The sequence below is a fragment of the Streptomyces niveus genome (assembly GCF_001723055.1).
Classification (GTDB): Bacteria; Actinomycetota; Actinomycetes; order Streptomycetales; family Streptomycetaceae; genus Streptomyces; species Streptomyces niveus.
In genome coordinates this window covers 38950-52823 of sequence record NZ_MDCR01000139.1, presented here as the reverse complement: position 1 = coordinate 52823, position 13874 = coordinate 38950, and the positions used below count along the sequence as shown (strand labels likewise).

Sequence of the window (13874 nt, the reverse complement as noted above, 5' to 3'; positions counted from 1 at the left end):
CGGGGAGCGAGACGACGCGCGGGGTGCCGTGAGCCGTCGGCAGGCGATCGGCCGCGGTGTGGGCTGTCTCTTCGCCCCGTACCCAGCGGGCGGCACTGTCACGGGGGTCCGTCGGGTCGTGGGGGCCCGCTGCCGGACGTGGCCGCGTCTCGGCCGTGACTCGTCCGGTGGCGGTCGCCGCGCCCGTCGCGACATAGGAGAGCAGCGCGGTGCGCAGGTCCTCGCGGGTGCGCACGACGAACGCCGCTCGGTATTCGAAGTCCTCCCGTCCGGTGCGCAGGGTGTGGGCGATGTCGGTGAGGGTCACGTCGGCGCCGCGTGGTGCCGTCAGAAAGGCGGCGAGCCGGCCGGCGGCGGCGGTCAGCCGGTCGGGGGTCCGCGCGGACAGCGGGATCAGCCGCTCCCCGTCGGGAGGTTGACCCTTGCCGGTGTCCGGCCGCGCGGCCGGACACTCCTCGATGACGGCGTGCGCGTTGGCTCCGCCGGCGCCGAACGAGCTGAGCGCCGCGCGCCGGAGCCCTCCCCCCGGAACGAGCCAGGGCTCGGCCGTGCGCTGGAGCCGGAACGGCGTGGCCTCGAAGTCGATCCGTGAGTTCGGCGGATCGCTGTGCAGGGTGGGCGCGAGGGTGCGGTGTCTGATCTGGAGGACGAGCTTGGTGAGCCCGGCGATACCCGCGGCGGCCTCGGCGTGGCCGATGTTGGGCTTCAGTGACCCCAGCGCCACCGGGGCCCGCCGCTCGGCGGACCGGCCGAATACCCGTGCCAGGCCCTCGATCTCGATGGGATCGCCGAGTTCTGTACCGGTGCCGTGCGCCTCGACGCAGCTGATGGTGTCGGGGTCGACTCCCGACCGGCGCAGCGCGGAGCCGATCACGGCGGCGTGGGCCTTCGGGGAGGGCACGGTGTAGCCGTTGGTGCGCCCGCCGTGGCTGATGGCGGTGGCACGGATGACGGCGTCGACGCGGTCTCCGTCTGCGCGGGCCGCGGCCAGTGGCTTGAGCACCACGGCTCCGACGCCCTCGCCGGGTACGAGGCCGTTGCCGCCCTCGCCGAACGCGCGGCAGACGCCGTCGGGGGACATCATGCGCTGCTCGGCGAGCATGCCGAACTTCATGGGGTGCAGATTGAGATACGCGCCTCCGGCGATCGCCATCCGGCACTCGCCGTGCCGAAGGCTCTCGCAAGCGAGGTGAAGGGCCGTCAGGGAGGCGGAGCAGGCGGTGTCGACGGCGAGGCTCGGCCCGTGGACATCGAGGAACCAGGAGAGGCGGTTGGCGAGCGAGAACTCCATGGAGTAGGCGGGAACAGGGTTGCCCCTGCCCCACTGCTCGGCGCCGACCAGTCCGTAGGCGAGACCGGTGGTGCCGGCGAACACGCCGACCGCGTGGCCGTCGTCGGTACGGGTGGCGTGGTGGAGCCGGTCCCGGGTGTAGCCGGCGTCCTCCAGCGCGGTCCAGGCCACCTCCAGAAAGAGGCGTTCGGCGGGGTCCATCCGCCGTGCCTCGCGCGGCGCGACGGAGAAGAACAGGGAGTCGAAGCGGGCCATGTCGTCGAGGAAGCCGCCCCAGCGGCCGTAGCTGGTGCCGGGCAGCCGCTCGCCCCGGTCCGTCCAGCGGGCCTTGTCCCACCGATCCGCCGGTATCTCGGTGATCGCGTCGCGGCCCTCCACCAGCATCTGCCACAGTTCGTCGATGTCGCGCGCGCCGGGGTAGCGGCCGGCGATGCCGATGACGGCGATCGCGTCGTCGGGGGCGCCCGCTCCGCTCCGGATGCCCTCGCCCGCCGGTGCGGACCGGGCGGTGCTGCTCGGCCACGTGCGCGACGCGTCAGGATCGGGATCGGCATCGGCATCGGCATCGGCATCGGCATCGGCGGAAGGCTCGGACGCGCGCGCGGAGGCGGCCAGCGCCGGGCCGTGGTGCGAGACAAGATAGGCCGCGAGGTCGTCCACGGTCCGGTGGTCGAAAAGCAGCGTCGCCGGCATGGGGCCGAGGCGGTCCTCCAACGCGGTTCCGAGGCGTTTGACCATGACGGAGTCGATGCCGAGCGCGGAGAACTCCTGGTCGGGCCGGAGCCGGCCGGGCTTCATCCGAGTGAGCCGGGAGACCTCGCCGAGGAGGAGGTCCCGGGCGGTTCCGGTCAGCGCGCCGCCCCCCGGCCCGGACGGATGGCCCACCGTGGCGTCGGCCCGCGCCGCACTCGGGGCCGGGGCCGGGGAGGCGAGCCGGTCCCGTACGAACTTCTCGATCCGGGCCCGGTGTCCGTGGACGACGACGATCTCGGGCGCGTCCACCCGCCGTGCCGCGGCCAGCACCGACAGCCCGGTGCGTGGCGGCATCGCGACCATTCCCTGGAGGGCTTCGACGGCCCGCCGGTCGGTGTCGCTCAGCGTCATCCCGCCGTCGGCCCACAGGGGCCAGCCGACGGAGACGGTACGCCCCCGGCGGCTGCCCGCCGCCACCAGCTCCGCGCGCCGGACGGCGAACCCGCCCAATGCCCGGCCCGCGGCGGCGTAGTCGGCCTGCCCCGGGTGGCCGGCGTACCCGGCGAGGGAGGAGAACAACGTGAAGTGCCGCAGCGGTTCGTCACGGGTGGCCTCGTCCAGGGCGCGCGCTCCCGCCAGTTTCGGCGCCAGCACACGCGCGTGGGCGCCGGGAGCCTTGTTGACGATGTAGGCGTCCTCATTGACACCCGCCAGGTGCAGCACATCAGTGACCGGTCCGAAAGCCCTGTGCGCCTGAGCCACCGCCCGGCGTACGTCGTCGGGGCGGGTCACGTCGCCCTGTACGTAACGGACTCCCCCGCTGCCCGCGTCCCGGACTCGCCGCACCAGGTCGTCGACGCCGGCGCCCGGCGCGGAGCGGCCGAGCAGGACCAGCCGGGCTCCGGCCCCGAAGGCCAGTTCCTCCGCCAGGCGCAGGGCGATCCCTCCACCGCCGCCCGACACCAGATGGACACCGCCCAGGGCGTCCGGCCCGGCGTGGACGGCAAGCTCGGTCGCGGTCAGCGTCCGCACCCACCGGCCGTCCGCGTCCACCCGGACCTGACGCAACGGCGCGGCGGGGAGCGCGAGTTCACGCAGGGCGGCCTCCACGGGATCGGCGAGGCCGACGGCGGAGAGGGCCACCGGGCGGAGGCGGCCGTCCTCCAGGGCGGCGATCGAGCAGAAACCACCGAGAGCGTCGGCCGACTCGGCGCCGCGCTCACCGACAGCGACACACGCGATCGCGACGGGGCCGCCGCCCGGTCGGCGGATCAGCGTACGCACGACGGGATACACGGCGTCCAGGCACCGTTCGGGGCCGTCCGCCGTGACGACCACCACCTGCCGGGGAGTCTCGCCTTCCGCGTCCAGCCGGTCCCACAACCGCTCCCACTCGGTGTCGTCGCCGACGGGGAGCGCCGAGCCGTCCGGGGAGCCGGTCCGCCCGGTCACGGCGCGCAGGACCCGCGCGCCCTTCGTCGCGAGGAGACCAGGGAGTTCGGCAGCGGCGGGGTCCAGCACGACCAATGGGCGGGTTCCGGGGGACGAGGGGGGAGCCCCGGCAGGTTCGGCTCTCTGCCACCCGGCCCGGTAGGCGACCACCTCGGTGCCGTCGTCTCCGTCCGCGCGCATGAGCGTGACCGCGTCCGTCACGGACAGCTCTCCGGTCCGGACGCGCTCCAGAATGTCCCGCCGGTTCATTCCTGAGATCACCGCACACCTTCCATCAGCTGTTCCGCCTGGTCCACCGTGAGGCGGCCTTCGTTGAGGGCCTGGAGCAGTCCGGGCAGGGAGTCGCCCGCGGGCGGCACCGCTGCCGGGCTCGGCCCGTCCGGCTCCAGGGGTTCGGCCCAGTGGCGCTGAGCCTCGAAGGCGTACCCGGGCAGCGACACGCGCCGGCCGGGGGCGGAGCGCAGCGGCGCGGTGCCCGCCGCCCATCGCCGCGCGGCCCGTGCCGCGTCGGCCGGCGGGTGCACGGAACGGACGGTCGCCGACGCGTCGGCGGCATCGCCGGTGAACGCGCGCGGGTCCGTTTCGCCGTCGATGGTGCGTCGCAGGACCTCGACCAGTTCCTCGGTCGAGGCGACGGTGAACGCGGCGCGGCTCGCCATCTCGTCCCGGCCCACGGTGAGGGTGTGGGCGATGTCGGCCACTTCGGGCAGGTCCTCGGGCCCGGTGAGGGCGGCGTACAGCGTCTCGATCTGCGCGCGCAGCCGCTCCGGGGTACGGGCGGACAGCGGCACGACGAACACGCTCCCCGCCGCCGCCGGAACGGCGGCGGGACGGGTCTCGGGGAAGTCCTCCAGGAGGACGTGCGCGTTGGTGCCGCCCAGTCCGAAAGCGCTGACACCAGCACGTCGGGGTCCGTCGTGCGCGGGCCACGGGGTGAGCCGGTCAGCCACCCGGAAGGGGCCCCCGTCCAGGTCGAGCAGGGGGTTGGGCTCGGTGAAGTGAAGCGTGGGCGGAACCAGCGCGTGCCGCATGGCGAGAACCGTCTTGACGACTCCGGTCAGTCCGGCCGCCGCCTCGGTGTGACCCACGTTGGACTTGACCGTACCGAGCAGGCACCAGGGCTCGACCTCTTCGGCGTCGGTCCTGCCGTCCAGGGTGGCGAACGCCTTGCGCAGCCCCCGGACTTCGATGGGGTCGCCGACCTCGGTGCCGGTGCCGTGCGCCTCGACATAGGTGACCGTACGGGGGGCGACTCCGGCGTCGCGGTAGACGGAGGCGATCAGCTCCGCCTGGGCGGTCGGGTTGGGCATCATCAGGGAGTCCATGTGGCCTCCCCCGCCGTGCGAGACGCCGCTGCCGCGTACGAGGGCGTAGACCGTGTCGCCGTCGGCGAGAGCCTGGGAGAGCGGTTTGACCAGGACCGCGACAGATCCCTCGCCGCGGACCATGCCGTTGGCCCCGCGGTCGAAGGCGGCGCAACGCCCGTCGGGCGACACGATGCCCAACTGACCGAGCGCGACGAACAGATCGGCGGTCAGGAACAGATGCACACCGCCGACCAGCGCGGCCTCGCACTCCCCGGAGCGGACCGCGCGCACCGCCCGGTGCAGCGCGGTCAGCGAGCTGGAGCACGCGGTGTCCACGGCTTCGCTGGGCCCCCGCAGGTCCATCTGGTACGACACCCGGTTGGCTATCAGACAGTGGCCGTTGCCGCTGACGACATGCCCCTCCCGGTGGCGACCGGCACGCTGGAGCTGCCAGTCGTAGTCGTGGGAGGTGGCGCCGACGAATACACCCGTCCGGCTGCCCCGCAGGTCCGCCGGGCGGTGGCCGGCGTCCTCCACCGCGTGCCAGGCGGTCTGGAGCATCAGTCGCTGCTGGGGGTCCATCAACTCGGCCTCCAGCGGTGTCATACCGAAGAAGTCGGCGTCGAACTCGTCCACGCCGTCGATGAACGAGCCCCAGCGGCTGTTGACGGTGCCTGGCGTACGGTGCGGGTCGCCGAACACCTCGCGCCAGTCGAACCGGTCGGCGGGGATCTCGTCGACCAGGTGCTCGCCGTCGCGCAGCCGGCGCCACCATGTGCGCAGGTCCGGTGAGCGCGCGAAGCGCCCGGCCATACCGACGATGGCGACCGGGTCGTCGGGCGCCTCGTCCTTGGTCCATGTCCTGCGGGAGGCCGCGTACCGCGCGACGGCCGACGGCACCGGGGCGGCGGGAGCCGGCTCGATGTTCGACGGAACCGGTGCGTGTACGGCCAGATGTGCCGCGAGCGAGTCGATCGACGTGTGCTCGTACAGAAGCACCTTCGGCAGCCTGCCGAACTCCGGCTCCAGACCTCGGACCAGCTGAATGGCGCTCAGAGAGTCCATTCCGTAGCGGTCGAACGGCGCGGCGGTGTCCACCTCACCGGGCTCCAGCCCGAAGAAGCCCGCGAAGACGGGGCGCAGGCGTTCACGAATCTCGTCCGCGTCGGCGGCCGCGTTGGGCGATGCGGCGGGCGCCGGGACGGCCAGGACGGGCGGTGCGGGGACGGGGGCGGGATCGCTCACGTGGGGTGTGCGTACGGACAGGTGTGCCGGGACCGTGGACGGCACCTGGCTGTAGAGCACCGCGTTGTCGAACTCGGTCTCGGACAGATCCGGCGCACCGAGCGCCCAGGTGCCCTCGAAACCCTGCTCGGCGAGAGCCGCCCGCCACCGTGGCACGTCGAAGAACGGTGAGTGCGGCAGTCGCGCCTGCGCGTCGATGGCGGACCAGTAGCCGGGCAGCGGTCCGATCATGGCGGCCATGCAGTCGTGGTTACGGACCAGTTCCTCCAGGACGAGTACACCACCGGGGGCGAGCAGCCCGCGGACGCGGGCGAGGCTCTCACCGAGGTGGCGGCTCGCGTGGACGGAGTTGGCCGCGACGACGATGTCCACGCCGCCCGGTGCGAAGCCTTGCTCCACCGGATCCCGGTCGAGGTCGAGCACCGCGCAAGAGAACTCCACCGGTGTGCCGTCGAACCGGGTGCGGGCGGCCGGCAGGAAGGCGGGCGAGACGTCGGTGAACTGGTAGCGCACGCCGGTGCCGTGCTCCGCGAGGGCCTCCAGCAGTCGCCGGGTGGTTCCGCCGGTGCCACCGCCGATCTCCAGGACCCGCACGGGCCGGTCGGGCCGGGACGCCCGGAGATTGCGCGCGCGGGCGGCCACGAGCCGGGCGACGATCTCGTTGTGGTGGTCGGCGACGGTGTTGCCGTCGTAGACGCGCAGCAGCAGATCGGGATGGTCGGAGGAGAAGAACACCTCCAGGGCGTCCGCCCGGCCGGCCAGAATGTCCGGCAGCCGGGGCAGACACACGGTCACCAGGTCCAGCCAGGGCGCGAGTTCGGGGTGCTCGGTGCGCAGCGCGGCCATCTCGGCGGGGAAGTCCGCCGGGCCGACGGGGCCGGGCAGTCGTGCGCTCATCGCGACGAGCGCGTCCGCCAGGCGGCCGTAGCGTTCCTCGTCGTGCAGCAGGCCGCGCAGGCGCTCGGCGGTGAGCGGGGAGCCGCCCTCACCGAGCAATCGCGCGCACCAGCGCCTGAGCAGGTCGTCGAGCCGGTCCAGGCCCAGCCCCGCGTGCCGGCCGGAGAATCCGCTCGCCAGGACATGCCGTCGCACCTCGGCGACCTCCGGGACCTCCGGCGCGGCCCCGGCCCCGGCCTCGGCCTCGGCCTCGGGCAACGCCTCGGCGGAGAGGACATCGGTGCCGCCGAACCAGTACCGGGTCCCGGCGAAGGGGTGCACGGGCAGATGAACGCGCGCGGTTCCCGGAGCGGGTGACACATCGTCCGGGACCGCGCCGCCGTCGGCCCAGATCCGCGCCGCCTCCCGCAGCCGGGGACCCACCGCATGGTCCGGGGCGGCGACGTACACGGCGTTCACGCTGTCCTGGCCGGCCAGGTACTCGTCCATCGCGGACAGCAGCCCATCGGCGGAGGCGGCGACCAGGGCGACCCGGTGAGGCATCGGCTCGCGGCCGTGGTGGAGCGTCGCGGCCAGCCCTGCGAGAGGCGTACGCGGCGCCTCGGCCAGGAAGTCACGGTGGCGCCGCACCAGTTGACGCAGGTACCGGTGATCGCGCGCAGAGAAGGGGAACAGCCGTGGTTCGTCGGCGGCGGCCGGCACGGGACGGCCGGGAGCCTGCTCGATGACGGCGTGGGCGTAGGACCCTCCGAAGCCGAACGAACTCACCCCGGCGAGACGCCGCCGTCCGGCGGGGGCGCGCCAGTCGAGCGGCCGTGCGGGGATGTGCAGCGGGGACCCGTCGAGCGAAATGTGCGGACTGGGACGGCTGTAGCCGGGCATGGCGGGGATCACCCCGTGACGCGTCTGCAGGACGGCCTTGACGAGGCCGACCAGCCCGGCCGCTCCCTCGGCGTGCCCCATATGCGCCTTCGCGGACCCGACGGCGCAGAACGCGGACGCGGTGGTGTGGCGGCGGAAGGCCGCGACCGCACCCTCGATCTCGACGGGGTCGCCCAGCGCCGTACCGGTGCCGTGGGCCTCCAGGTAGCCGATGTGCGCCGGGTCGACACCGGCCCGCGCCCAGGTGTCCAGGAGCAGTTGTGTCTGCCGGGCGGGGTTGGGCGCGGTGACGGAACCGGCGCGTCCGCCGTGGTTGACGCCCACGGCCCGGATGACGGCGTGGACGGGGTCGCCGTCGGCGAGGGCCCGGTCGAGCGGTTTGATCAGGACGGCGACCACGGCCTCGGCGGGTACGTAGCCGTCGGCGCGGGCGTCGAAGGTGTGGCAGCGCCCGGACGGGGACAGCGCCCCGAGCGCCGAACTGCGCACATAGTGCTGGGGGTCCAGGATCAGGTTGGTGCCGGCGGCGAACGCCATGTCGCACTCGCCGCGGCGTACCGCCTCGACCGCCAAGTGCAGGGCGTACAGGGACGACGAGCACGCGGTGTCGACCACGAGCGAAGGCCCGGTGAGGTCGAAGTGGTACGCGGCGCGGTTGGCCGTCATCGTGACGGACGTGCCGGTGACGTCGTGCGCGCCCATACGCCGTCCGGCGGACGTCATGGCCTGGTCGTAGTCGCCGAAGCAGCGTCCGACGAAGGTGCCCGTGGCCGAGCCGCGCAGGCGTGGAGCGACGGCGGCGTCCTCCGCGGTCTCGTGCAGCACCTCCATCAGCTGTCTGGTCTGGGGGTCCAGGCCCTCGGCCTCGGCAGGTGTGAGGCCGAAGAAGGCGGCGTCGAAGCGGGTGACGTCGTCCAGGAAGCCTCCGTGCCCGCAGTCGGTGGCGTCCACGCGACGGCCCTCGGGGTCGTGGAAGAGGCTGTGGTCCCAGCGTTCGGGCGGCACGGGGCTCACCAGGTCGCGAGCGGCCAGCAGGTCGGCCCAGAGTCCGGCGGTGTCGCGGGAGCCGGGGAAGCGTCCGGCCATACCGATGACCGCGATCGGCTGTTCCCCGTGCCCGGCCCCGGCGCCGGGGTGTGGATCACGGGCGGACCGGGGACCGGCGACCGCCGCGGGCGGGCCGACGGGCATCCTTGCCGGGTCCGTCGGGTCGAGCGTTTCGGGGTCCTCGTCCGCTGGCGGCCCGTCAGGCACGGACATGTCTGACGCGGCGGACGCGGCGGACGCGGCGGACGCGGCGGGCCCGTGCTGGTCGAGGAGATGGCCGACGAGCCGGTCGGTGTCCGGGTAGCGCAGGAGAGTGGTGGCCGGCAGCTCGGCACCCAGCCAGGTACCGAGTTCCGTCGTCAGCCCGGCCAGCTCTACCGAGGTCAGTCCGAGTGCCATGAAGCCGGCACGTGTCCAGTCGGCCGGCGGTTCGGTGCCGGCCCGGCGCAGCGCCCCGGTGACCATGGCCTCCACCGCGGCTTCGACACGGGCCCGTCCGTCCGGCCGGGCGGGCGGCGCCGAGGCTCGCGCCGGTGTCACCGACCGGTCCTCCGGCATCCGGCCACCTGCCTCCGGCGCGGTGTCGAGTGCGGCGGTCAGCCTGACGGGGTCGCCGTGCAGCACGACCACCCGTTCCGCTCCGAGGGCGAGTGCGGCGTCGAGAGTGTCGAGGGCGGTGCGCGAGTCGAGCGGGACCGATCCGGTCCGGGCCAGTACCCGGTCCTGGAGTCCGGCGTCGATCCGCATCCCGCCGTCCCGCCACAGCGGCCAGTCCACGGCGAGCGTCCTGCCGTGCCGGGCACCGGCCGTACGCCGCTCCTCCCGCCAGGCCGCGAAGGCGTCGAGGGCCCGGTTGGCCGCGCTGTAGTCGGCGCCGCCGATGCTGCCGACGGCCGAGGCGAGCGACGAGTGGATCAGAAGATAGTCCAGGGGGTCGTCGCCGGTGACCGCGTCCAGGCCGGCGATACCTTCCGTCTTGGGCGCGAGGACCCGCTCGGCGGAGGCGCGGGTCTTGTTGACGAGGAGGGCGTCGTCGAGCACCCCGGCCGCGTGCACGACTCCGGTGAGGGGGCCGAACCGCTCCCGTACCCTCTCCACCGCGGTCAGCAGCGCGGGCCTGTCGGTCACGTCGGCGGTGAGGTAGAGGGCATCCGCCCCGAGCGCCCGGAGTTCGGCGACCGCCTGTGCCGTTCGGTGGTTCTCGGGTGAGCGGCCGAGCAGTGCCAGGCGAACGCCGTCCGTGGCCGCGATCCGCCGGGCCGTGTGCAGGCCGATCCCGCCGGCCCCGCCGGTGATCAGGTAGACGCCGCCGGGCCGGCTGAGGACCGGTCCCGGCTCTCCGTGACCGGTGAACGGCCCGGCGGGCAGGAACACTTCGGCGAAGCGGCCGTCGTCCGTGTGGCGGATCTCGGTCCCTCGTGCATCGGCCGGCGCGCACACCTCGGCCCACAGGGTCGCGGCGTCAGCTCCCCCGGACGTGAACCGTACGGCCCGCAGCAGCAGGTTCGGCTGTTCGAGCCGGACGCTGCGGGCGAGCCCGCCGACAGCGGCGTGGCCGGGACTCGTGCCCCGCGAGGCGTAGGAGTACAGCACGGGCAGGGGGTGTCGCCGACCGGTCATCAGCGCCCGGCACAGGAACAGTGCGGAGAGTACGCCTCCCGAAGCGGTGGAGCCCGTCGTATCGCCCGCGGAGAGCGCCCAGAGATGGAGGACGGCGGCGGGGTCGCGGCCCTCCGCGCGGAGGGTCGCGACCAGCCGGTGGTACTGCTCGGCGTCACCCGGCTCGATCTCGAACGTGTCGGGCGCGGTGCGCTGGTAAGACATGCCCGGCCTGACGGTGACGACCTCGGGGTGCAGCGCGCGCAGCTCGTGCGTCCGGTCCGGATCGGTGTCGAAGACGAGCAGGGGGCCGTCCGGAGCGGTGCCGCGGCCCGGCAGCGGAAGAGGCGTGGTGGACGGCACGTACAGCAGCGTGCGGACACCGTCGGGCGTACCGGCGGAGGTCGCGGGCGGGACCTCCACAGCGGCCGGTCCGGGCTGCGCGATGTCGCCCAGCCAGTGACGGCTCCGCTCGAAGGGGTACGTCGGCAGCGGGACGCGGCAGGCTCCCTCGGGAACGGTCCACTCCGTACGGCTTCCGGTCACCCACCGGCGCGCCGTCTCGTCCTCGTCGCCGCGCCGGGCGGGTCCCGCGTCGGATCCGTCGGCCACGGTGCCCGTATGAACCGGACAGCCGGGAGGCCGGCCTTCCGCGAACGCCCGCAGACCGTCGGCGAGTTCGGCGGTCGTGGAGGCCACCACGGCGAGTCGGTGCGCCATGGCGCGGCGGCCTGCGCGCAGGGTGTGGGCCACGTCGGCGAGTTCCAGGTCCGGCCCCGAACTCAGGTGCGCGGCCAGCCGTCCCGCCTGCTCGCGCAGCGCGCTCGCGGAGCGTGCGGACACGGGGACGGCGAGGGGACGGCCACCGGCGGGCCGGGGCAGGTCCGGGGCCGTGAACTCCTCAACGATCACATGGGCGTTGGCGCCCCCCGCGCCGAACGCGCTGACCGCGGCGCGCCTGGGCAGCGGGCTGCCGTCGGCCGGGTCCACCGGGGCCGCCCAGGGTTCGGCGCGCGCGGGCAGCCGGAAGGGGGTCGTCTCCCAGTGGATCGACGGATGGGGGTCGCCGACATCCGCGGCCGCAGGCAGGGTCCGGTGCCGCAGGGCCATCAGCACCTTGGTGATACCGGCGATGCCGGCCGCCGCCTCCAGGTGTCCGATGACCGGTTTGGCGGATCCGATGGCGCAGTAGCCACGGTCGTCGGAGGCCGCCGAGTAGACGGAGGTGAGCGCCTCGACTTCGATCTGGTCGCCGAGCGGAGTCCCGGACGCGTGCGCCTCCAGATATCCGATGGTGCGCGGTGAGACTCCCGCGTCGGCGAGCGCCGCGCTGACCACACGTGCCTGTGCCTCCGGGCTGGGCACGGAGTAGCCGCTGGTGCGCCCGCTGTGCAGCAGCGCCGAGCCCCGTACCAGCCCGTAGACGTGGTCGCCGGGTACATAGCCGTCCGCGTCTCTGCCGAAGGGGCGGCACCGCCCGGTCGGGGAGAGCAGTCCGAGTTCCGCCAGCCTCAGGTACTTGTAGGGGTGCAGGGACAGATTCACCCCGCCGACGAGCGCGGCGCGGCACTCGCCGCGCCGGATCGCGTCGGCGGCGAGATGGAGGGCGGCCGTTCCGGCGGAGCACGCGGTGTCCACGGTGAGGCTGGGGCCCGCGAAGTCGAAGGCGTAGGACAGCCGGTTGGACAGCGCCGAGGACCAGGATCCGGCGATGTCGGCGGTCCCCGCGCGCAGCCGGTCCAGTCCGTGCAGCTGGTAGTCGTTCCACATGGCGCCGGCGAACACGCCCACCGCACGGCCGGTCTGTTCGGCGAGCCCTTCGGGGGTGTGCCCGGCGTCCTCGACGGCCTCCCACGCGGTCTGGAGCAGCAGCCGTTCGTGAGGGTCGGTCAGCTCGGCCTGGCGGTCGTCGAAGTGGAAGAACCCGGCGTCGAACTCGGCCACTCCTTCGCAGAAGGCGCCCCACCGGGAGTAGGTGCGCCCCGGTGTGCCCCGGCGCGCGTCGAAGTACGCCGTGTGGTCCCAGCGGTCCGCCGGAACGGCGGTGGCGCGGTCCTCGCCCTCGGCCAGCACCTCCCACAGTTGCTGTGGGGTCCGGGCCCCGGGGTAGCGCCCGGCCAGACCGACCACGGCCAGCGGCTCCACGCGGGCGCTGTCGTCGTGGGAGGACCGGTCACGGGGAACGAGCGCGGCGGCCGGGGTGACAGGGGGTCTCGGTGCGGGCTGTGCCGCCGGAGGCCCCGACGCGGGCTGCGCCGGGGCGGTGGCGGCGGGGTGCTCCTTCCGCACATGGGCGGCCAGCCGCCGGACCGTGGGGTGCTCGAAGAGCAGGGTGGGATACAGCTCGACGCGCAGGATCTCCTCCAGGTCCGCGGCGATGCCGAGCAGGTCGACGGAGCTGAGACCGCACTCGTAGAAACCGAGGTCCCTGTCGACGTCGTCGGCCCCGACTCCCAGTCGCCCTGCCACGAGAGCGCCGACCTGGTCCTCGAAGTCCCCCTCACCGACCGCGGCCGCGGCGGGAGTCGGGTCCGCCGCACCATCCGGGCGGTCGGCCGGGCGCTGGGCGCGGTCGGTGATGAGGTCGGCGGAGCGGACACGTTTGGCGCGGAAGCCGATCAGTTCGGCGACCACTTCGCCGGTCGGCGAGCAGATCTCCAGATCGGCGTCGAAGAGTTCGCTGTCCAGTCCTCCGCCGACCGGTCCCGGGACATGGACCACGTTCTGCGCCGCCACCCCGGTGCGGGCGCGGAACGACTCGATGTACAGGGGGATGTACGCGGGGCGCGGCCCGTCCGCGTCGTGCCCGTCGAGCAGGAGCATCGGCACCAGGGTCGCGAAGTCGAGCACCGCCGGGTGGGCGTGGAAGTCACCGAGGTGGGCCACCGCCTCGTCGGCCAGCCGCATCCGTGCGACGGCGTGCAGGGAGCCGACGTGGACCGTGCCGGACGCCCGCATGAATCCGCGGTGTTCGATGTCGAGCCCGCGCACCAGTCCGTACAGGTCGTCCACGGCGACCGTGCGCGGGGCCGTGTCCACCAGTGCCGCGAAGTCGACGTGGCGGGTGGGCCGGCCGTCGGCACGGTGGAGTTCGGCCGTGCAGTTGGTCTCCCACGGTGCCTGTGGGTCGTCGGCCGGACGGCTGCGTACGGTCACCGGCAGCGGCTGCCCCTCCGCCGCCTCGCCAAGGCCGACCTCGACCGTGCTCCGTCCGCCGGTGCCCATGACGGGGGCGCGGAAGACGATGCGGCGCAGCTCGACGAGGCCGGGGTCGATCCCGCCCCTGCGGACGGTTCGAAGCACCAGGTCGAGGAGGAACACACCCGGAAGCACGGGCACTTGGTGGACCAGGTGATCGCGGACGGCCGGGTCGTCGGGTCCGACGGTGGTGGCGGCCCGTCGGCCGGTGAGCGGTCGCAGGAGGTCGTCGGGGCGCTGGGGGGATCGATTCTCCGGCATGG

Annotated in this window: 2 protein-coding genes; both read right to left on the bottom strand. The window is 73.9% G+C overall.

Annotated elements, in window-relative coordinates:
- Nucleotides 1-3697, bottom strand: a 3697-nt coding sequence (locus BHU15_RS17780; protein ID WP_171908388.1) for an SDR family NAD(P)-dependent oxidoreductase, incomplete at its 3' end; no start/stop codon positions are given.
- Nucleotides 3694-13872, bottom strand: a complete 10179-nt coding sequence (locus tag BHU15_RS17775) for an SDR family NAD(P)-dependent oxidoreductase (RefSeq protein ID WP_069628092.1) — start codon at nucleotides 13870-13872, stop codon at nucleotides 3694-3696. The genes BHU15_RS17775 and BHU15_RS17780, both read right to left, overlap by 4 nt.
- Nucleotides 13873-13874: the final 2 nt, after the last annotated feature.